Source organism: Pseudomonas sp. Marseille-Q5117 (assembly GCF_946901175.1).
In the GTDB taxonomy this organism is placed as follows: Bacteria; Pseudomonadota; Gammaproteobacteria; order Pseudomonadales; family Pseudomonadaceae; genus Aquipseudomonas; species Aquipseudomonas iranensis.
Window position 1 is genome coordinate 370384 of the sequence record NZ_CAMPPP010000004.1, and the last position, 22040, is coordinate 392423.

Genomic DNA, 22040 nt, shown 5'->3' on the forward strand with positions numbered 1-22040 from the left:
CCCTCGCCACAGGCACAAACAAGTGTTGTGGTTGACCCAAGGCATCTGTGATGAAATGCGACCCCACTCTTTATCGCGCTGCTGAGCCATCACTTGCCGTGAAGCCCCGTCTGATCCGTCATCTGTTCCTGCCGCCGCTGATCATCGCCCTGATGGTCGGCCTGGGTTTCATCGGCTTCTGGACCAGTGAACACTTCGGCATCCGCAGCCTCGGCGAAAACGGCCAGCGTCAGCTGGAACTGCACGCCCGCGCGGTCGAAAGCGAGATCAGCAAATACACCTACCTGCCCAGTCTGCTGGAACTCGAAACGAGTGTGCCGCAGTTGCTGGCCGACCCGACCCCGGAGCACCGGCAGACGGTCAACGATTACCTCGAAGGCCTGAACCGCCGCAGCCGCAGCCGGGCCATCTACGTCATGGACACCACCGGCCGGGTCATGGCCACCAGCAACTGGCGCGATGTCGACAGTTATCTGGGTGAAGACTTGTCCTTCCGCGCCTATTTCAAGGACGCCGTGCGCGGCCAGCCCGGGCGCTTCTATGGCATCGGCAGCACCAATGGTGAACCCGGTTACTACCTCGCCCACGGCCTCGAAGAGCACGGCAAGATCATCGGTGTCGCGGTGGTCAAGGTGCGTCTGGAAGCCATGGAAGAGCGCTGGCAACGAGCGCGTCTGGAAGCGTTCGTCAGCGATGAGAACGGCATCATCATTCTGTCCAGCGATCCGGCGCGACGGCTGAAATCGGTAATTCCGCTGAGCGACGAGGTCAAGGAAAAACTTGCCCGCAGCCTGCAGTACTACTGGTTCCCGCTCAACGAACTGCAACCGCTGGCCCGCGAGACACTGGCCGAAGGCGTGGAGAAACTGACCTTCCCGGCCAACAGCGAATTACAGCCCGACGAAGACGACATCAGTTATCTGGCGCAAACCCGACTGCTGAGCGACACGCCGTGGAATTTCACCCTGCTGACGCCGTTGCAGGACCTGCGCCGCGAAGCGATCAACCAAGGCATTCTGGTGGCGGTGGCGTTCGCCCTGTTCGCCTTCCTGCTGATTGCCTGGAACGAGCGACGCAAAGTCCTCGCCACCCGCCTCGCCGCCCGCGAAGCGTTGCAGGAAGCCAACAGCCAACTCGAACGTCGGATTACCGAACGCACCGCCGATCTGCGCGCCAGCAACGAACGCCTGAAGAGTCAGATCCGCGAGCGCCGCCAGGCCGAAGAGACGTTGCGCCGCGCCCAGGATGAACTTGTGCAGGCCGGCAAACTCGCGGCTATCGGCCAGATGTCGACCAGTATTGCCCATGAACTGAACCAGCCGCTGGCGGCGATGCGCACGCTGTCGGGCAACACCGTGCGCTTTCTCGAGCGCGGCCAGCTCGACGTCGCCAGCACCAACCTCAAGACCATCAATGACCTGATCGACCGCATGGGCCGGATCACCGCCAGCCTGCGTTCGTTTGCCCGGCGCGGCGACAACAAGGGTCAGGCCAGTCTCGGCAAAGCCGTCGACGCCGCGTTGCAAGTGCTCGGCGCGCGTGTGGAAAACACCGCGCTGCAAATTCACCGGCAGTTTGCCGATGTGCAGCTGCTGATCGATCAGACCCGCCTCGAACAGATCCTCGTCAACCTGATCGGCAACGCCCTCGACGCCATGCACGCGCAACCACAGCCGCAACTGTGGCTGGAGGGGGAAGAATTCAACGGCAAGTACCGCTTGCGGGTGCGCGACAACGGCCACGGTATCGACGCCGAAGCGCGCAAGCATCTGTTCGAACCGTTCTTCACCACCAAACCCGGCGAGCAAGGCCTGGGCCTGGGCCTGACCCTGTCAGCCAGCCTCGCCGCCGCCACCGGCGGGCACCTGGGTGTCGAACACCCGGCCGGCGGTGGCACTACTTTCGTCCTCAGTTTACCGTTGGTAAGCCCTCTTTCTGCCGAGCCAATATGAACCCTGAACTCAGTGTGCTGATTGTTGAAGACGACCCCCATGTGCTGCTCGGCTGCCAACAGGCGCTGACCCTCGAGGACATTCCGTGCATCGGCGTCGGCAGTGCCGAAGAGGCGCTGGCGCAGGTCGGCGACAACTTTGCCGGCATCGTCATCAGCGACATCCGCCTGCCGGGCATCGATGGCCTGGAATTGCTCACCCGCCTCAAGCAGCGTGATCGCAGCCTGCCGGTGGTGCTGATCACCGGCCACGGCGACATTTCCATGGCTGTCGGCGCGATGCAGAAAGGCGCTTACGACTTCATGGAAAAACCGTTTTCGCCGGAGCGTCTGGTAGACGTCGCGCGGCGGGCGCTGGAGCAACGCAGCCTCGCCCGCGAGGTTTCCTCGTTGCGTCGACAACTGGCTGAACGCGACTCCCTTGAAGGGCGGATCATCGGCCGTTCACCAGCGATGCAGAATCTGCGCGAACTGATCGCCAACGTCGCCGACACTTCGGCCAACGTCTTGATCGAAGGCGAGACCGGCACCGGCAAGGAGCTGGTCGCCCGTTGCCTGCACGATTTCAGTCGGCGCCACAGCAAACAGTTCGTCGCGCTGAACTGCGGCGGCCTGCCGGAAAACCTTTTCGAAAGCGAGATCTTCGGCCACGAAGCCAACGCATTCACCGGCGCTGGCAAACGGCGCATCGGCAAGATCGAGCACGCCGACGGCGGTACGCTGTTCCTCGACGAAGTGGAAAGCATGCCGCTGCCATTGCAGATCAAGTTGCTGCGCGTATTGCAGGAACGCACCCTCGAACGGCTCGGCTCGAACCAGAGCGTGGCGGTGGATTGCCGGGTGATTGCGGCGACCAAATCCGACCTCGATGAGTCAAGCAAGGCCGGCGAGTTTCGCAGCGACTTGTACTACCGCCTCAACGTCGTGACCCTGGAATTGCCACCGCTGCGCGAACGCCGCGAAGACATCCTGCAACTGTTCGAACACTTCACCCAGCAATCGGCGCTGCGCTTCGACCGCGCGCTGCCGGAGCTGGACAACCAGACCCTGTCGAACCTGATGAGCCACGACTGGCCGGGCAACGTGCGCGAACTGCGCAACGTCGCCGAACGCTTCGCCCTCGGCCTGCCGGCCTTCAAGAAGTCCGGCGCCAGCGCCGGCCAGGGTCTGGCGTTTGCCGAAGCGGTGGAAGCCTTCGAGCGCAATCTGCTGGTCGACGCCTTGCAACGCAGCGGCGGCAACCTGACCCAGGCCAGCCAGGAACTGGGCATGGCCAAGACCACGCTGTTCGACAAAGTCAAAAAGTACGGGCTGAGCCACTGATGGATCTGATTCTCAAAGCCGCGATCGGCGCCGCAGTGGTGCTGATCCTCGCGGCACTGTCCAAGACCAGAAACTATTACATCGCCGGGCTGGTACCGCTGTTCCCGACCTTTGCCCTGATCGCGCACTACATCGTCGGCAAGGGCCGCTCGGTCGACGACCTGAAGACCACAATCGTGTTTGGGATGTGGTCGATCATTCCCTACTTTATCTATCTGGCGACGTTGTACGTGATGGTCGACCGCATGCGCCTGGAAGCGTCACTGGCGGTGGCGGCGGTGGCCTGGTTGATAGCGGCGACGGTATTGGTGAGCGTGTGGGTCCGGCTGCATGCCTGAACCCACGCGCATCAACCTCTAGCGGCCGTAGACCTTGGCCAGTTGCGCGGACGACAAGGCATCCTCGAACGGCACCGGCACCGACTTCACCGCACCGTACAGGTTGCGGTAGCGCCAGTAGTTGCCGTTCTGCGCCAATTGATAACCGCGCTCGACCACGCGCTGGCCGTCGAGCACGTAACGCAGGGTTTCCTGCGCGGCGGGCGGTGGCGTCGGTTGCATCAAATCGGCGCTCAACACGCGCATGGATTCATCAATGCATTCATCCAGCGCGGCGGTGACCTTGGCCAGGTCAAGGGCGCCGTCATCGATGCATTGCTTGCCGCAACGACGAATCGGCTGACTGGCCACTTCGATGCGCATGCGGTACAGCGCCGAGCCGGCGATATCCTGCAATTGCACCTGATTGACCAGCACGAAACTGCCGCGATCGGGCGTCAGCATCAGCTTCGGTTCGATCAGCAAGCGTGCCGTCACCGCACCTGTGCCCTGCTTGAATCCGGACACTTGCGACGCCGCCTGAAAACGCTGTTGCAAGCGCTCCTGCAACGGCACGCCGGCGAGCAGGTCGGCCAGCGGCCGCGATTCGTTCAGCGCGGCTTTTTCGGCATCGCGCTGTAACGTACCGGAACCCATTTGCGTGTTGATCAGGCTGGCCACCAGAATCCCCGCCAACCCGGCGCCAGCGCCGGAGCTTGACACCAGTGTGTAGCTGGAATTGGCCGCGTTCACTGCCGCCTTGCTGTCGATCACCGTGCTGGCGCCGACGAATTCCGCCGGCAGTTGCACGTCGACCTTCAGCCCGTGTGCCTGCACATAGCTCATGGCGGCCTGATCCTTGAAACCGGCCTCGGGTGCCGGTTTCTGCGCACAGCCAGGCAACACCAGCAGCGAGATCGCCGCGAAGGTCAGCGCCAGACGTTTCATTGCGCGAACGGGGCGATCATTTGCTGCCGGCTGTTATCCATCGCCTGATAAAACGCGTTGGACAGGTTGGTGTAGGACGGCTCGTCCCACTCGCCTTGCGCGGCTTGCACAGCGGCGAATGGCTGGTACCACAAGAGTTTGTTGTCCGACAGATCGATCACCATGCCCTGGCCGCCGACCTGGGCCATCGGCACGCTGGTGGGCACGATGCTGTAGTAGCTGCGGGTGGCACCGGTGGCATAAATCGACACCAGCAGCAGACGGTCGATGCCGTGGGCGGCTTTCATCGGCGACAGGTCCTTGGTCATGTAGCCCTCGCGGAAATCGACTTCCTTGAAGGTCTTCAGATCGACCTTTTCATCAATGCGCTTGGCCTTGTAGCCCTTGGCTTGCAGCTTGGCGACGATGGCGTCGGGCAGGGTTTCCAGGTCGCGCACCTGCCAGGTTTCGACGTTGGCGCTGAGCTTGCTGTTGACGCCGGCATTGATGGCGTAATCAAGGATGCCCTGATTGCCGGTCAGCGCCAGCACTGGCGACGGTACGACGGTAATGGCCACACCAATGGTCGGCTCTTTGGCATCCCAGAACTGTTTGTCCAGGGCCACGGGCGGTTGCACATGGGCGCAGCCGGTGAGAGTCAGTACGGCGAGCAGAGCCAGCGCGGCCCATTGACGTGTAGCGCGAAAAATCATGGATCAAGTCCCTATGTCTGAAAACGTTCCTGCGCCTTATCGGCAACAACGCGGCAAACAATAGTGGCACATTGATATTTTTTTGGCGACAGGATGCTGGCACTGTTACAGCAGATTGTTCGGCGCCGCCGGATCGACCTGCGCCCAATGCGAAGTATCCTCGCGATGCGCCTGCAGATACGGCAACACCGCCGCCAGCAACGGTTCCTTGAACGCCTCCTGAAAGCGATGCGCCAGCCCCGGAATCAGTTTCAACCGACTGCCCTGAATGTGCGCCGCCAGATGTACGCCGTGCATCACCGGCAGCAGCGGATCTGCCGTGCCATGCACCACCAGGGTCGGCACGCGCAGTTGATTGAGCAAAGCCACGCGACTGGGTTCGGCAAGTATCGCCATGATCTGCCGTTTGACGCCTTCGGGGTTGAACGCGCGGTCGTAGGACGCCGCCGCCTGTTGCAACAGCGCTTGGCGATCATCGGTTACCGCCGGGCTACCGAGTGCCGCGAGCAGATCGGCCTGTTGCTCCAGCGCCACTTCACGGTTCGGCGCACCCCGCCGCGAGAGCAACTGCACCAGCGCCGCACTCGGCGCCGGCAGGCCTTCAGCACCGGAAGTGGTCATGATCAGCGTCAGGCTTTCCACCCGCTGCGGAGCCATCGCCGCCATGTGCTGGGCGATCATTCCGCCCATGCTCGCGCCGAGCACGTGGAATTGCTCGACCTTCAGCGCGGTCATCAAACCCAGCGCATCGTCGGCCATGTCAGTCAGGCTGTAAGGGGCCGAGACCGGCAGACCGAGTTTGTAACGCAGCACTTCGAAAGTCAGATTGGCCTCGATCGGTGCCTGCCGCCAGGTCGACAATCCGACGTCGCGGTTGTCATAGCGGATCACGCGGAAACCCTGCTGGCACAAAGCGACAACCACTTCATCCGGCCAGTGAATCAACTGCCCACCCAGGCCCATGACCAGCAACAGCGCCGGGTCTGATGCACGGCCGATACTTTGATAGGCAAGACTGACCTGCGCCAGCTCGGCGTGCTCGGTCGGCACGTTGACATCGCAGCGTCCGGCTGCAAACGAGCCGGCCCCGAACAAAAGCGCGGCCAACGCGGCCGCGACTGAAAAAACTCTCTTGAACATGAAAAACACCAAAACGCAGCACCCCAGTAGAGCGCGAGTCTGATGAAGTTCGTGCGAGCGCGCTGCCACAGTTGCATGACAGTTTGATGAAGAGTGCCGAGCGGTCGGCTGTCGATTGCCCGCCGGATCCTGGCCGGCAGATCGACAAAGCGTGCTTCATGAGACAAACTCACCTTCCACGCATTCGTCACAAGTTTTCTTCATGGAGCCCGCCGGTGCTTGAAATCCGACATCTGAAAACCCTGCATGCCCTGCGCGAGGCCGACAGCCTGGTCGACGCCGCCGACCGTTTGCATCTGACGCAGTCAGCACTGTCGCACCAATTCAAAGAGCTGGAAGAGCGCATGGGCATGCAGTTGTTCGTGCGCAAGACCAAACCGGTGCGCTTCACCAGCGCCGGTCTGCGCCTGCTGCAACTGGCCGATGCCACTCTGCCGCTGTTGCGTGCTGCGGAACGGGACATTGGTCGGCTGGCCGGTGGCACCGCCGGGCGTCTGCACATGGCGATCGAATGCCACAGCTGCTTCCAGTGGCTGATGCCGACCATCGACCAGTTCCGCGATGCCTGGCCGGAAGTCGAGCTGGACCTGGCTTCGGGTTTCGCTTTCGCCCCGCTGCCGGCACTGGCCCGTGGCGATCTGGATCTGGTGGTGACCTCCGATCCGCTGGAAATTGCCGGCATCACTTACGTGCCGCTGTTCACCTACGAAGCCATGCTCGCGGTGGCCAACCAGCATGCGCTGGCGAGCAAGCCGTACATCGTTCCTGAAGACTTGTTGACGGAAACGCTGATCACCTACCCGGTGGAACGCGATCGCCTGGACATCTTCACCCGCTTCCTCGAACCGGCCGACATCGAACCGGCGCAGGTGCGCACTTCCGAGCTGACGGTGATGATGATGCAACTGGTCGCCAGCGGCCGTGGCGTCTGCGGCATGCCGCACTGGGCGCTGCATGAATACAGCTCGCGCGGTTATGTGAAGGGCAAACGGTTGGGTGAAAAGGGCTTGTTTGCGACACTGTACGCGGCGATTCGCACCGACATGCTCGACGCGCCGTACATGCGCGATTTCCTCCTGACCGCCAAGGACACCTCGTTTTCGACCCTCGATGGGGTCAGCGCCGTACGCTGATTTTTCCGAGCAAGAGTTCCCCCTGTGGGAGCGAGCCTGCTCGCGAAAGCGGTGGATGATTCAGCGATGATGTCGGCTGGACGGACGCCTTCGCGAGCAGGCTCGCTCCCACAAGGATTGTCGTGGTGGGTCAGAGCTCGCGCCACATGTGGATCTTGTCGAAGTAGTCTTCGCCCACCCGCACCGCCAGCGGTTCGAGGCCGTACTGAATGAAGCCACCACGCTGATACAACTGAAAAGCCGCGTCATTGCCGGCAGTCACGGTGAGCTGCAGCAGTTTCAGCGCCGGATGCTTTTGCGCCTCGGACAGAGTTGCTTGGACCAGATCAAACCCTAGACCCTTGCGACGAAAATCCGCCGAGACATACATGCCGAACAGCGTGGCCTTGTGGCGCGCCTTCTCGCGCGGTTCGAACGCCAGGCCGACAATCCCGGCCAATGTCCCGGCATCGAATGCTCCCAGCACCACATCGAGCTTACTGGTCAGGCGCGCTTCCCACCAACTCAACGGCATCACCGCGCGTTCGCGCACGCTGGAGGTGAACGCCTGCGGATGCCGGTCATAGGCTTCAAGCATCAGTTCGCGATAAGCCAGGGCATGGCTGGCGTCCAGCCGTTCGATCCACATGTCAGGCGGTCCGGCGTTGTTCGAGCATCAGCCGTACGGCGAGGCCGCCGAGCACCAGGCCCATGAAATAACGCTGCATCGCCAGCCACGTCGGGTTGCGCACGAACCACGAGGCGATGCCTGCGGCGAACAGTGCGATCAACAGATTGACGCTGAAGCTGACGCTGATCTGCGTCAGGCCGAGGATGATGCTTTGGGTGAACACCGAGCCGTGTTCAGGGCTGATGAATTGCGGAAACACCGAGAGGTAGAACACGGCGATTTTCGGGTTCAGCGCACTGGTGAGAAATCCCATGGCGATCAGTTTGCGCGTCGAGTCCGGCGGCAATTGCTGCGCTTCGAACGGCGAACGTGCGCCGGGTTTCAGCGCTTGCCAGGCCAGCCACAGCAGGTACAACGCGCCGGCCCATTTCAACACTTCGTAAGCCATCGGCACGGCGAGAAACACCGCCGTCAAACCCGCCGCCGCGGCGAACATATGCACGAAGAACCCGCCGACCACGCCAAGCAACGAAGTCACTCCGGCGCGGCGGCCCTGACAGATCGACCGCGAGATCAGATAGATCATGTTCGGCCCCGGCGTCAGCACCATCAGCAATGCGGCGGCGGCGAAGATCATCAGGTCTTGCAACGGGATCATGGCAACGTCCTTTGCGGGAATGATCAGGCGAGTGCAATCAGTGAACGGCGATAAAACGGCAGGATGTGCTCGCGTGTCAATGGCGCCAGCTCGAGCGCCGGATCAGTGGCCGGATCGACCCAGATGACTTCCTCGATTTCCGCCGCCGGGCAGACGTCGCTATCGATGGTCAGTTGAAAGATTTCCGCATGCACGATGAAGCCTGGTTCGTTGGCGGCGGGGGCGGAGAATCTGTTGAGGAAAATCGCCTGCGCCGGATCGATTTGCAGCCCGAGTTCTTCTTCCAGTTCACGGGCCAATGCGTGCACTGGCAACTCGTGGGCCTCGATCTTGCCGCCCGGTTGCATGAAAGCCGTGGTGCCGCGCTTGCGCACCAGCAGCGTCTGGCCTTGAGCGTTGAGCAACAGGGCTGCGGCGATACGAATGGTCGACATAAAGGAATCCCTTGGCGCAAAGGCGCCAAGGATCCCATGCCCGTCAGAGGGAAGCCAAGCCACGAAGCTCAGGTCGCTTCCTGAAAATCCAGTTCCGGCGGCTGACGGCGGAAACCACCGGTCAGCACGGCGAGATACACCACACCAATCGCCAGCCAGCTCAGCCCCAGCCACACCGCCAGATGATCAAGGCTGCCCATCAGCCAAAGGACGGCCACCAGACCGATCAGCGGGCAGAGCAGAAACAGCAGCAGCTCGCGCGGGCCTTTTTTCTCGCCGCCGATCCAGTAATGGAAGATCACCGAGAGGTTGACCAGGCTGAACGCCAGGAACGCGCCGAAGTTGATGAACGAGGTCGAGGTGGTGACGTCGAGTTTCAGCGCCAGCAACGCCACCGCCGCGCACAACAGAATGCTGTTGACCGGGGTGCCGAAGCGCGCATGCAAGGTGCCGAAAAACGATTTGGGCAAGACGCCGTCGCGGCCCATGGCGAACAACAGTCGCGAACCACTTGCCTGGGCCGACAGCCCCGAGGCGAACTGGCCGACGATCAGGCCGATCAGGAAGATCGACACGAACAGGTCGCCACCGATGTTGCGCGCAATTTCATAGGCTGCCGAGTCGACGCTGTCGAACTGGAACGATGGATGAGCGATCTGCACGAAGTACGAAACGCCGACGAAGATCAGCCCGCCAATCAGGGTGATCAGCATGATCGCCCGGGGAATGGTGCGGCGTGGATCGCGGGTCTCTTCGGTCAGGGTGCTGACTGCGTCAAAGCCGAGGAATGAATAGCAGGCAATCGCCGCGCCGCTCATGATCAGCGGCATCTGCATGTCGCCGTTGAAGAACGGTTTGATCGACCACAGCGGCGTACTCGCATCGCCGCCGATGTAGTGCACGCACAGCGCAACGAAGGCGATCAACACGAGGAACTGCACCAGCATCAGCAAAGCGTTGATGCCGTTGGCCAGTTTCAGGCCGACGATGTTGATCGCACTGGTGATGCCGATGAATGCCAGCACCCAGATCCACTGCGGAATCGACGGGAACGCCGAGGCCAGATAGGCCGCGCCGATCAGCCAGATCGCCATGGGCAGAAACAGGTAATCGAGCAACACCGCCCAGCCGGCAATGAAACCGAGTTTCGGGCTGATTGCCTTGCGCACATAGCTGTACGCCGAGCCGGCGACCGGGAAAGCGGCGGCCATGCGTCCGTAACTCATGGCGGTGAAGAACATTGCCACCAGCGCGGCCAGGTAGGCGGCCGGCACCATGCCGGCGGTGGACTGGGCGAGGATGCCGAAAGTGCCGAGGACAATGATCGGCGTCATGTAGGCGATGCCGAACAGCACCACCGACCCTAGCGAAAGGGTGCGTTGCAAACGAGCCATGGGCGACTTACTCCGAATGTTATTGGATTTATGGCAGAGCCGGGTTCGGCGAAAATTTCGGGTGTGGCTGATCGTTCCCACGCTCTGCGTGGGAATGCCTCAATGGACGCTCTGCGTCCGCTCTTGGGACGCGGAGCGTCCCGGGCTGCGTTCCCACGCAGAGCGTGGGAACGATCAGGTACAGCAGGTCAAGGAATCAGCAGCTCGCGCAGACCAGAAGCCTGCTCCACCACCTCCCCCGGCAACTTCAAACGCTGATCATCCAGATAGCGATAATCCTTGCGCGCAATCTGCAGTTGCGTGAAATCCAGCTCGACCCTGAACCGCCCTTCTTCGCGTCCGGCCTCGAACAGCAGCGCACCCAGCGGATCGACCAGCGCGCTGCCACCGGCAAACACCAGACCGTCATCCCCTGCATCAACGCGATTGACCATCAGCGCAAACGCCTGGTTTTCCTGGGCGCGGGCCATGATCGCGGTGCGGTGGGTCGGGCCGTACGGGTCCATGTTGCCGTTGGTGACGATGAGCAATTCCGCACCCAGTTGCGCCAGGGCGCGGGCGGTTTCCGGGAACTCGATGTCGTAGCAGATCAACAGGCCCACGCGCACGCCGTTCCACACGCAGGTGGCGTAGCGATCGCCGGCTTCGAACACGCCGCGATCCGATGCCCACAGATGGGTCTTGCGGTATTTCAGGGCGATGCCTTCGGGGGTGATCAGCAGCGTGGTGTTGTAGAAGCGGCCGTTGTCGTTCTCGGCCATGCCGACCACCACGGCGATGTTGCGCTCACGCACCGCAGCGAGCACGGCGCTGACGGTCGGGCCGTCGAGCGGTTCGGCGATCTGCGCCACGGTTTCGGCGTTGGGGAAGCCCATCAGGTGGGTTTCCGGGAACACGATCATCTGCGTGTCGGCCGCGCAGGCAGCAATCGCCGCCAGTGCGCGTTGCAGGTTGTAAGCCGTGGCGTTGTCACGGCCCGCCAGTTGGGCGAGTTCGACTTTCATGGTTATCCCTTGTTATGTGGCCCGGCCCGGAAAGATTGCCCGGTGCCTGTCTGTGGGCCAGTATGCGCAGCAAGCAACCGGCCAGGGAATCACGCGGCCGGGGTAACCCGATAGGGGTAGATTGATGACACTTTCGTTGAATGACATCACTTGGCACCGCGCCGTCGGGCAATTGATCGACGCGCTCGACAAGCCGAATTTCTGGGCGCAACTGGTGCGCCTGCTTGAGCAGTACGTAGCCTTCGATAGCTGGGTGGTGCTGCTGTTCAGTGCCGATCAGCATCCGCAAGTCTTCGCCGAATGCCCCGGCGAGGACGGCAGCCCGGACCCGTTGTTCCAGGATTATCTGCGCGGACTGTATCTGCTCGATCCGTTCTACATCGCCTGCCGCGAGCAGTCGCGCACCGGCCTGTATCGCCTCTCGGAAGTCGCGCCGGAGCATTTCGAGCTGACCGAGTATTACCAGCGATACTTTCGTCTGAATGTGGTGGCCGACGAAATCCAGTTCAATTGCCAGTTCGAAGGCGAGCGCACGCTGTGCCTGTCGCTGGGCAGTGAAAAACGTTTCACTGGTGAACAGATCGCTTTGCTGTCTTTGATTCAACCATGGGTGCTGGGCCTGTTGCGCCAACGTCTGCCGTACGAAATCAACGAAACCGTGGCCCTCGCCGTCGCACCTGCGCAGGCAGACTGGCGGGTGCAACTGGAAGCGTCGGTGCAACAGCTCAAAGGCGCACAACTGACCGCGCGGGAACTGGACGTCGGGCGTTTAATGCTCAGCGGTTGTTCCAGTAAGGAAATCGCCCGCAAGCTGGAAATCTCCGTGGAAACCGTGAAAGTCCATAAGAAACACATGTACAGCAAGCTGGGGATCAAATCCCAGTCCGAGCTGTTTTCGATTTTTCTGCAGGCGCAGAACGCCTGAAACAATGTGACTAACGCATTTCTGTGGGAGCGAGCCTGCTCGCTCCCACAGAAATGCGTGCCGTTGCACAAAATTGAGTCCGAACCAAGGAAACCGTATGAGCCTGTCGCTGCTGAGCCGCTACGCCTTCTTTGCCGTCTGTGTGATTTTCACCCTCGCCAGCCTGCCCTTTCTCGAACATGACTGGCTGTGGCCGATCACCGCCGTCACCGCGGTGCTGAGCCTGCTCGGCGTGTTCGACCTGTTGCAGACGCGCCATGCAGTGCGCCGCAATTATCCGATTCTGGGCAACATCCGTTATCTGGTCGAAGGTATCCGCCCGGAGATTCGCCAGTACCTGCTCGAGTCCGACAGCGACGCCCTGCCCTTCTCCCGCGCCCAGCGTTCGCTGGTGTACTCGCGAGCGAAAAACGAAACCGCCGACAAACCGTTCGGCACGCTGATCGACGTCTACCAGTCCGGCTTCGAATTCATCGGCCACTCGATGCGCCCGGCGCCGTTGAGTGACCCGAACGGTTTCCGCGTCACTGTCGGCGGGCCGCAGTGCACGCAGCCGTATTCGGCGTCGATCTTCAATATCTCGGCGATGAGCTTCGGCTCGCTCAGCGCCAACGCCATTCGCGCGCTGAACCAGGGCGCGAAACTCGGCAACTTCGCCCACGATACCGGCGAAGGCAGCATCAGCCCGTATCACCGCGAACACGGCGGCGACCTGACCTGGGAGCTGGGCAGCGGCTACTTCGGCTGCCGCACCAGCGACGGCCGTTTCGACCCGGAGCGCTTCGCCGTACAGGCACAGAATCCGCAAGTGCGCATGATTGAAATCAAGATGAGCCAAGGCGCCAAGCCCGGCCACGGCGGGATCCTGCCCAAGCACAAGGTCACCAAAGAAATCGCAGAGACCCGTGGCATCCTGATGGGCGAGGACTGCGTCTCTCCATCGCGCCACAGTGCGTTTTCCACGCCGATCGAGATGATGCAGTTCATCCAGCAACTGCGCGAACTGTCCGGTGGCAAACCGGTGGGCTTCAAATTCTGCCTCGGCCATCCGTGGGAATTCATGGGCATTGCCAAAGCCATGCTGGAAACCGGCATTCTTCCCGACTTCATCGTCGTCGATGGCAAGGAAGGCGGCACTGGCGCAGCGCCTGTCGAGTTCACCGACCACATCGGCGTGCCGATGCGCGAAGGGTTGCTGTTCGTGCACAACACCCTGGTCGGCTTGAACCTGCGCGACAAGATCAAACTCGGCGCCAGCGGCAAGATCGTCAGCGCCTTCGACATCGCCAGCGTGCTGGCCATCGGCGCCGACTGGGCCAACTCGGCGCGCGGCTTCATGTTCGCCATCGGCTGCATCCAGTCACAGTCGTGCCACACCAACAAATGCCCGACCGGCGTCGCCACCCAGGACGCCCTGCGCCAACGCGCTCTGGTGGTGCCGGACAAGGCCCAGCGCGTCTACAACTTCCATCGCAGCACGCTCAAAGCGCTGGCGGAGATGCTCGCTGCCGCCGGGCTCGATCATCCATCGCAACTGTCGGCCAAGCATCTGGTGCGGCGCATGTCGGCAACCGAGATCAAACTGTTCTCGCAGCTGCATGTGTTTCTGAAACCGGGGGAATTGCTTACTGGCGAAGTGAATGGCGAGTTCTATTCGCGGATGTGGCAGATGGCGCGGGCGGACAGTTTTGAGCCGCAGGAAGTGGTAGCGGCGTAAGACTGGCGATCAGCTCGCGTGAACCAAAAAAGCCCCGATCTTGCGACCGGGGCTTTGTTTTTTTCAGCGGCTTGAACTTACGAAATCGAACGCACCGCGTCTTGCGAAACCTGGTTCGGCTGCAACTTGAACACGTAAAACAACACCGTCAGCAACACCAGGAATGCCGGCCCGACATACAGCGCCACGCGGGTATCCGGGAAGTACGCCATCAGGCCGACCACCAGTACCAGAAACGCCAGGGCGAAATACGAACTGACCGGGTACAGCCACATCTTGTACTTGAGGCCGGCACGTTCGCTGGCGCTCAGGCCTTTGCGGAATTTCAGCTGGGCGAGAAGGATCATCACCCAGGTCCAGATCGCACCGAAGGTGGCAATCGAGGTGACCCAGACGAAGACCTTTTCCGGTACCAGATAGTTGAGCACTACACCCAACAGCAACACCGCAATCGACAGCAACAACGCGCGGCGTGGCACGCCGTTGTTCGAGGTCTTGGCGAAACCGGCCGGGGCCTGGCCGTTCTGCGCCAGGCTGTAGAGCATGCGCCCGGTGCTGAAGATGCCGCCGTTGCACGACGACAGCGCCGCAGTAATCACCACGAAGTTGATAATACCGGCGGCGGTCTTGATGCCCAGCCGCTCGAAGGTCATCACGAACGGGCTGCCCTGGGTGCCGATTTCGTTCCACGGGTAGATCGACAGAATCACGAACAGCGCGCCGACGTAGAACAGCAGAATCCGCCAGAACACCGAGCCGATCGCGTCAGGAATGGTCTTTTGCGGATTCTTCGCTTCACCGGCGGTCAGGCCGATCATCTCGACACCGAGGTAGGCGAACATGACCATTTGCAGCGACATCAGCACACCGGTCACGCCGTTGGGCATGAAACCGCCGTGGGCCCACAGGTTGGAAATGCCCAGCGCCACGCCGTCATTGCCGAAACCGAAGGCGATGATGCCGACGCCGCCGATGACCATGGCGATGATGGTGACAATCTTGATCAGGGCGAACCAGAATTCGAATTCGCCGAAGGCTTTCACCGCGATCAGGTTGATCGAGCCCATGCTGATTAACGCCGCCAGGGCCCAGATCCAGCGCGGCACATCCGGGAACCAGATACCCATATACACCGCCACCGCAGTGATTTCTGCGACGCAGGTCACCAGCCACAGAAACCAGTAATTCCAACCGGTGAGAAAGCCTGCCAGCGGACCGAGATAGTCCTGCGCGTAGCGGCTGAACGAACCGGCCACCGGGTTATGCACGGCCATTTCGCCGAGTGCGCGCATGATCACCAGGATCGCCAGACCGCCAAGGATGTAGGAAAGCATGATCGCCGGACCGGCCATCTGGATGGCTTTGGCCGAGCCGAGAAACAGGCCGACGCCGATACAGGCACCGAGCGCCATCAGGCGGATATGCCGTTCGCCGAGTTCTCGTTTGAGCGGACCGCCCGAAGCGGTGTCGCCGTGCGGCAGAGGATTGCCAACTGGCATAGGGGTACAACCTCGTCTTGTTATTGGATATGACCACCGGGTTTCGAAGCGTCGGCCGATAGGCCTTGGCTGGGCAGGAAACCGCGTCGGCTTCGTGGGCAGACGCGTCTTGCAGGGCGGGCCTGAAAGATCAGCGGGGCGTGCAGTATAAAAAGCTCAGGGCAGGATTTTTCACTCTAAAAGTCACAACATTCAGCGACAACTCTCGGCAATAGTGGGTTCTGCGGAGAGGCATTACCTGCATTACGTAGGAAAAGTCGCCACTGAAAAAGCCGCGAAGTATTGCACAGCGATGGTGCAGCGTCATGTTTCAGCCCTAGGGCATTGATCCACTGGGTGATGTCTCGCCTCGCTTGATCACGGACAAATCGCCCGACGGATTCAGAAATTTCGCTCAACAGTTGCAGCGCCGACCGGGGCGGCCAACCACTAACCTTTGAAAAAGCCAGGAGCACATGCAAGGAAGCTCACATGCCAGTCCGCCCCAACTCCCACCGTCTGCGCCAAGGTCGTTACTCGGAAAACGGTCGTGCCTATTTCATCACCTCGGTCATCCACGAACGCCAGCCCGTATTTGCAGATTGGCAGACCGGCCGATTACTGGTTGCCGAACTGCGCCGGGCTCATGAGCAAGGAGTCGCGCAATCCATCGCCTGGGTTGTCATGCCTGACCACTTTCATTGGCTGATGCAATTGCAACGCGGCTCACTTGGCGAAGTCATCGGCGGTGTAAAGGCTCGCTGTACGCATGCGGTTAACAGAAAAACCGGACGTCACGGACCGCTGTGGCAAACCGGCTACCACGACCGTGCGATCCGTGACGGCGAGGACCTGGAGCCCATCGCCCGCTATATCATCAATAATCCTTTGCGAGCCGGGCTGGTCGATAACCTCGGTGATTACCCGCTTTGGGATGCCTACTGGCTCTGAGCGCAATAGTTCTATGGAATAGGTGGATTTCTTCCTCACACAGACAACATCCCGGGATGTGCACAGCCTACTTGTGGCGAGGGGATTTATCCCCGCTCGACTGCGCAGCAGGCGCAATTTGCTCACATGCGGTGTGCCTGTAGAAACTGTGGTGGCAGGTTTTGGGGTTGCTTTGCAGCCCAGCGGGGATGAATCCCCTCGCCACAGGGAATCCCTGCATGATTGATAAATCTGCTGGCCACAGGGAGTCCTTTCCTCACACAGACAACATCCCGGGATGTGCACAGCATCCTTGTGGTGAGGGGATTTATCCCCGCTCGGCTGCGCAGCAGTCGCCATTTGCTCACACGCGGTGTGCCTGTAGAAACCGTGTTGGCAGGTTTTGGGTTGCTTCGCAGCCCAACGGGGATAAATCCCCTCGCCACAGGGAATCCCCGCTCGGCTGCGCAGCAGTCGCCACTTCCTCACACGCGGTGTGCCTGTAGAAACCGTGTTGGCAGGTTTTGGGGCTGCTACGCAGCCCAACGGGGATGAATCCCCTCGCCACAGAGAGTCCCCGCTCGGCTGCGCAGCAGTCGCAACTTCCTCACATGCGGTGTGCCTGTAGAAACTGTGGTGGCAGGTTTTGGGGCTGCTACGCAGCCCAACGGGGATGAATCCCCTCGCCACAGGGAATCCCTGCATGACTGATAAATCTGCTAGCCACAGGAATCCTTTCCTCAACACAGACAACATCCCGGGATGTGAACAGTATCTTTGTGGTGAGGGGATTTATCCCCGCTCGGCTGCGCAGCAGGCGCAACTTGCTCACATGCGGTGTGCCTGTAGAAACTGTGGTGGCAGGTTTTGGGGCTGCTTCGCAGCCCAGCGGGGATGAATCCCCTCGCCACAGGGAGTCCCTGCTCGGCTGCGAAGCAGTCGCCACTTGCTTACATGCGGTGTGCCTGTAGAAACTGTGGTGGCAGGTTTTGGGGCTGCTTTGCAGCCCAACGGGGATAAATCCCCTCGCCACAGGGAGTCCCTGCAAGACTGATAAATCTGCTAGCCACAGGAATCCTTTCCTCAACACAGACAACATCCCGGGATGTGAACAGTATCTTTGTGGTGAGGGGATTTATCCCCGCTCGGCTGCGCAGCAGGCGCAATTTGCTCACATGCGGTGTGCCTGTAGAAACCGTGTTGGCAGGTTTTGGGGCTGCTACGCAGCCCAACGGGGATGAATCCCCTCGCCACAGGGAATCCCTGCATGACTGATAAATCTGCTAGCCACAGGAATCCTTTCCTCAACACAGACAACATCCCGGGATGTGAACAGTATCTTTGTGGTGAGGGGATTTATCCCCGCTCGACTGCGCAGCAGTCGGCATTTCCTCACACGCGGTGTGCCTGTAGAAACTGTGGTGGCAGGTTTTGGGGCTGCTTCGCAGCCCAGCGGGGATGAATCCCCTCGCCACAGGGAGTCCCTGCTCGGCTGCGAAGCAGTCGCCACTTGCTTACATGCGGTGTGCCTGTAGAAACTGTGGTGGCAGGTTTTGGGGCCGCTTCGCAGCCCAGCGGGGATGAATCCCCTCGCCACAGGGGGTTCCTGCATGACAGATAGATCTGCTAGCCATCTGAATCCTTTCCTCAACACAGACAACATCCCTGAATGCGAACAGCATTTTTGTGGTGAGGGGATTTATCCCCGCTCGGCTGCGCAGCAGTCGCAACTTGCTGACACGCGGTGTGCCTGCATAAACCGTGGAGGCAGGTTTTGGGGCTGCTTTGCAGCCCAACGGGGATAAATCCCCTCGCCACAGGGAGTTCCTGCATGACTGATAAATCTGTTAGCCACCTGAATCCTTTCCTCAACACAGACAACATCCCTGAATGTGAACAGCATCCTTGTGGTGAGGGGATTTATCCCCGCTCGGCTGCGCAGCAGTCGCAACTTGCTCACACGCGGTGGGCCTGTAGAAACCGTGTTGGCAGGTTTTGGTGCCGCTTCGCGGCCCAGCGGGGATGAATCCCTTCGCCACAGTGTTTGTTCCAGTTTTATTCAGATAAAGCGCCGGCTCCGCTCTGCACATTTTTTTCACCGGCTTCAACCACCGTCTAAGCTTCAGACAAGTCCGATCAATCTGCGTGAATGGATCAGTCGACTATGGGCGCTTTGTGGCAAACCGATTCGAGTAAAACCGTGGTTCAGACTGAACGTGTGAATGAAGCGCCTGTCCCTGAAAAACCCCGTCGCAACCGGCACGGGTGGAAGGCTTTCTGGTTGCTGTTTTTGATCATTGCGGTGGTGGTGGGACTCGCTGCGTCCAAGGAAATGCGCACCTCGCGCTTTCAAGCGCGGGAGCTGAGCCAGTACGCCGCTTCGCTGACCTACAAACTTGAACCCGGCCCCAGCGAAGCGATTCGTTATCCGGGCAACGGGCCGTTCGATCTGCGCCTGGGTTACAGCTCGCTGGATGAATTCCTGCCGCGCCTGCTCAAGCGCAACTATGTGATCACCGAGCAGACACGCTTTTCCCCTGCCCTGCTCGGTTACACCGACAAAGGCCTGTTCGTGCCGTATTCGGAAAAGATCCAGGCCGGGCTGTCGATCACCGATTGCCGAGGCGCGCCGCTGTATCGATACAACTATCCGCAGCAACTGTATGCCGACTTCGCGGCGATTCCGCCGGTGGTGGTCAGCAGCCTGCTGTTCATCGAAAACCGCTTTCTGCTCGACCCGAAACAACCGCAGGCCAACCCGGCGGTGGACTGGCCGCGTTTCGGCATGGCGGCGTGGTCGCAAGTGGCGAAACTGCTGCGCCTGCCCGGGCAATCGGCCGGCGGCAGTACCCTGGCAACGCAACTGGAAAAGTATCGCCACTCGCCCGATGGCCTGACCGTGTCGGGCGCGGAGAAGATCCGCCAGATGATTTCCGCCAGCGTGCGCGCCTATCAGGACGGCCCGCAGACCCTCGGTTCGCGGCAGAACATCGTGCGCGACTATCTCAACAGCGTGCCGCTCTCGGCAGTACCCGGCCACGGTGAAGTGCACGGCATGGCCGAAGGTTTGCGAGTCTGGTACGGCAGTGATTTCAACAAGGCCAACGAGCAACTGAACAGCCCGAAGACCGACCCCCAGACCATGGCCGCCAAAGGCCTGGCCTTGCGTGAAATGCTTTCGCTGATGATCGCCCAGCGCCGTCCTTCGCATTACCTGACCAAGGGCCGCGAGGAATTGGCCAGCCTCACCGACAGCCACCTGCGCCTGCTCAAGCAGAACGGTGTGATCGACAGCGCTCTGGCCGACGCCGCGCTGGCAAGCACCGTGTCGTACCGTGACTGGCAGACCCAGCCAACCATGCAGCCGATCGAAACCAACAAAGGCATCAGCGTTGCCCGCAGCCGCCTGGCGAGCATGCTCAACCGGCCGCTTTACGACCTCGATCGTCTCGACCTCTCAGCCACCAGCACCCTGCAGGGCGACCTGCAAACGCAGGCCACGGCTTATCTGAAAAAACTCGCCGATCCGGCCTACGCAGCAGAGATCGGCCTGCTCGGCGAACGCCTGCTGACGCCGACCAGCACCACGCAAGTGCGCTACAGCTTCACCCTCTTCGAACTGACCCCGGACGGCTCGCGGGTGCGCGTGCAGACCGACAGCACCGATCAGCCGTTCGACATCAACGAAGGCAGCAAGCTTGAACTCGGCTCGACGGCGAAAATGCGTGTGCTGACCACGTACCTGCAAATCGTCGCCGAGCTGCACGACAAATACGGCGCGATGAGCGGGCCGGAATTGAAAAAAGTCGAGGTGCCGGATCAGGATCGCCTCAGCCGCTGGGTCATCGACTACCTGATCCAGAACAAGGATCACGATCTGTCGAAGCTGCTCGGCGCCGCGCTCGATCGCAAATACTCGGCCAGCCCGGGCGAGGCGTTTTTCACCGGCGGCGGCCTGCACAGATTCAACAACTTCCGCAAAGAGGACAACGGTCGCCTGCCGACCCTGCGCGATTCGCTGCGCGAGTCGATCAACCTGCCGTTCATTCGGCTGATGCGCGACATCGTCCGTTACACCACCTACTCAGGCCCGAACGGCGAATTGCTCAAGGATGACCGCGACCCCCGCCGCCAGGAATACCTGGCCAGTTTTGCTGACCGTGAAGGCACCTCGTTCCTGCTCAAGTTCTGGAAGAAGTACAAGAACAAGGACACTCAGGCGCGCCTGGAAACTTTCCTCGACAGCATCCGCCCGACGCCGATTCGCATGGCGGCGGTGCACCGTTATCTGTTGCCGGATGCCAGCCAGGAAGACTTCAACAGCTTTGTTCGCGCACACCTCAAAGGCGCCAGGCTCAAGGAGAAACTCACCGACGATCGTCTGATCCGCCTCTACGATGCCTACGGCCCCGGCAGTTACGATTTGCCGGACCAGGGCTTCATCGCCAAGGTCCATCCGCTGGATCTGTGGATGATGGGCTACCTGCTGCATCACCCGGAAGCGACCTTCAGCGAGATCGTCAAGGCCAGCCATTTCGAGCGCCAGGAAGTCTACAGTTGGCTGTTCAAGAGCCGACACAAAGGCGCGCGCGACAGCCGCATTCGCACCATGCTCGAGATCGAAGCGTTCCTCGACATTCATCAGCGCTGGCAAAAAGTCGGCTACCCGTTCGATCACTTGGTGCCGTCACTGGCCACTGCCATTGGCAGTTCCGGTGACCGTCCCGCCGCGCTCGCGGAACTGATCGGCACCATTCTCAATGACGGCGTGCGCATGCCGACGTTGCGCATCGACAGCCTGCATTTCGCCGCCGATACGCCGTACGAAACCAGACTGGTCAACGACCCGCACGTGGGCAAACGGGTGATGCCGGTGGAAGTCGCCCGGGCCATGCGCGAGGCGTTGTCGCAAGTGGTCGATGCCGGTACCGCCAAACGGCTGTCCGGCAGTTTCAAACTGCCCGATGGCACGCCGCTGGCCATGGGTGGCAAGACCGGCACTGGGGATAACCGCATCGCGGCGATCGGGTCCGGCGGACGGATCATCAGTTCGAAGTCGATCAACCGCACGGCGACCTTCGTGTTCTACATTGGCGACCACCACTTCGGCACGCTCACCGCGTTCGTACCGGGGCGCTCGGCAGAGAACTTCAAGTTCACCTCGGCCCTGCCTACGCAGGTGCTCAAAGGCATGGCGCCGATTCTCACGCCGTACCTGCAACCGGGCAGCGACTCGCAATGCCGGCCGAAGCAAACCGCGAGCGTGGCTCAGGTCCGCTCCGGCATGACCGCCAACCGGTAAGCGGAGCGGTGCTGAAGAGCGCCGCTTCGGTGTGAAATGACTGGCGCGCGGCGGGTGGTATTCCTGCATTTTTCCGATTCGAAT

At 61.0% G+C, this 22040-nt stretch carries 17 protein-coding genes; 8 read left to right on the plus strand and 9 right to left on the minus strand.

Features of this window, described 5'->3' with window-relative positions; all coding sequences use genetic code 11:
* Positions 1–50 precede the first annotated feature (50 nt).
* The 3 genes from OC605_RS10115 to OC605_RS10125 are packed head-to-tail and all read left to right on the plus strand — an operon-like array spanning position 51 to position 3612.
* Complete coding sequence (locus OC605_RS10115) at positions 51–1952, plus strand: ATP-binding protein (RefSeq protein ID WP_056790048.1); 1902 nt, start codon at positions 51–53, stop codon at positions 1950–1952.
* A complete protein-coding gene (locus tag OC605_RS10120; RefSeq protein WP_024014166.1) occupies positions 1949–3274 on the plus strand; it encodes a sigma-54-dependent transcriptional regulator in 1326 nt (441 codons plus the stop codon). Before OC605_RS10115 ends, OC605_RS10120 begins: the two co-directional genes overlap by 4 nt.
* A gap of 8 nt (positions 3275–3282) precedes the next feature.
* Entirely contained in the window at positions 3283–3612 is a 330-nt protein-coding gene (locus OC605_RS10125) for a GlpM family protein (protein ID WP_217865374.1), read from the plus strand.
* 18 nt (positions 3613–3630) lie between these two features.
* On the opposite strand, the gene OC605_RS10130 is transcribed toward OC605_RS10125, so the two are convergent.
* From OC605_RS10130 to OC605_RS10140, 3 genes are all read right to left on the minus strand, one after another.
* On the minus strand, positions 3631–4539 hold the full coding sequence (locus OC605_RS10130) for a hypothetical protein (RefSeq protein ID WP_262136839.1): 909 nt from the start codon (positions 4537–4539) through the stop codon (positions 3631–3633).
* A complete protein-coding gene (locus OC605_RS10135; RefSeq protein WP_024014168.1) occupies positions 4536–5231 on the minus strand; it encodes a hypothetical protein in 696 nt (231 codons plus the stop codon). The genes OC605_RS10130 and OC605_RS10135 overlap by 4 nt, the downstream gene beginning before the upstream one ends.
* A gap of 105 nt (positions 5232–5336) precedes the next feature.
* Complete coding sequence (locus OC605_RS10140) at positions 5337–6371, minus strand: alpha/beta fold hydrolase (RefSeq protein WP_262136840.1); 1035 nt, start codon at positions 6369–6371, stop codon at positions 5337–5339.
* A 215-nt stretch (positions 6372–6586) separates the two neighbouring features.
* Here OC605_RS10140 and metR point away from each other — a divergent pair, with 215 nt between their 5' ends.
* Positions 6587–7504 carry a transcriptional regulator MetR gene (gene metR, locus OC605_RS10145; RefSeq protein ID WP_016773382.1) on the plus strand — a complete coding sequence of 306 codons (918 nt, stop codon included), beginning with the start codon at positions 6587–6589 and terminating at the stop codon, positions 7502–7504.
* Positions 7505–7634: 130 nt separating this feature from the next.
* Here the strand turns inward: metR and OC605_RS10155 are convergent, their stop codons facing one another.
* The 5 genes from OC605_RS10155 to OC605_RS10175 all read right to left on the minus strand — a co-directional run bounded on the left by OC605_RS10155 (position 7635) and on the right by OC605_RS10175 (position 11604).
* Positions 7635–8132, minus strand: a complete 498-nt coding sequence (locus OC605_RS10155; RefSeq protein WP_262136843.1) for a GNAT family N-acetyltransferase — start codon at positions 8130–8132, stop codon at positions 7635–7637.
* 1 nt (position 8133) lies between these two features.
* The gene (locus tag OC605_RS10160) at positions 8134–8772 is read right to left on the minus strand and encodes a LysE family translocator (RefSeq protein WP_262136845.1); all 639 of its coding nucleotides are present in this window, start codon (positions 8770–8772) and stop codon (positions 8134–8136) included.
* 23 nt (positions 8773–8795) lie between these two features.
* Positions 8796–9206 carry an NUDIX hydrolase gene (locus tag OC605_RS10165; protein ID WP_262136846.1) on the minus strand — a complete coding sequence of 137 codons (411 nt, stop codon included), beginning with the start codon at positions 9204–9206 and terminating at the stop codon, positions 8796–8798.
* Positions 9207–9274: 68 nt separating this feature from the next.
* Positions 9275–10600: an APC family permease gene (locus OC605_RS10170; protein ID WP_262136848.1), complete on the minus strand. Its 1326-nt coding sequence runs from the start codon at positions 10598–10600 to the stop codon at positions 9275–9277.
* 188 nt (positions 10601–10788) lie between these two features.
* A complete protein-coding gene (locus OC605_RS10175; RefSeq protein ID WP_262136849.1) occupies positions 10789–11604 on the minus strand; it encodes a carbon-nitrogen hydrolase family protein in 816 nt (271 codons plus the stop codon).
* A 124-nt stretch (positions 11605–11728) separates the two neighbouring features.
* Between OC605_RS10175 and OC605_RS10180 the strand changes: the two genes are divergently transcribed.
* Positions 11729–12529 (plus strand): helix-turn-helix transcriptional regulator, encoded by an 801-nt coding sequence (locus OC605_RS10180; protein WP_186569775.1) that lies wholly within the window; start codon positions 11729–11731, stop codon positions 12527–12529.
* Positions 12530–12626: 97 nt separating this feature from the next.
* On the plus strand, positions 12627–14246 hold the full coding sequence (locus OC605_RS10185) for an FMN-binding glutamate synthase family protein (protein WP_123443749.1): 1620 nt from the start codon (positions 12627–12629) through the stop codon (positions 14244–14246).
* 77 nt (positions 14247–14323) lie between these two features.
* Here OC605_RS10185 and OC605_RS10190 read toward each other — a convergent pair whose 3' ends face one another.
* The gene (locus OC605_RS10190) at positions 14324–15745 is read right to left on the minus strand and encodes an amino acid permease (RefSeq protein WP_024014178.1); all 1422 of its coding nucleotides are present in this window, start codon (positions 15743–15745) and stop codon (positions 14324–14326) included.
* Between the two features lie 471 nt (positions 15746–16216).
* On the opposite strand from OC605_RS10190, the gene OC605_RS10195 reads away from it, so the two are divergent.
* Complete coding sequence (locus OC605_RS10195) at positions 16217–16675, plus strand: REP-associated tyrosine transposase (protein WP_262136852.1); 459 nt, start codon at positions 16217–16219, stop codon at positions 16673–16675.
* Positions 16676–18818: 2143 nt separating this feature from the next.
* On the plus strand, positions 18819–21956 hold the full coding sequence (locus OC605_RS10200; RefSeq protein ID WP_262136854.1) for a biosynthetic peptidoglycan transglycosylase: 3138 nt from the start codon (positions 18819–18821) through the stop codon (positions 21954–21956).
* Positions 21957–22040 lie beyond the last annotated feature (84 nt).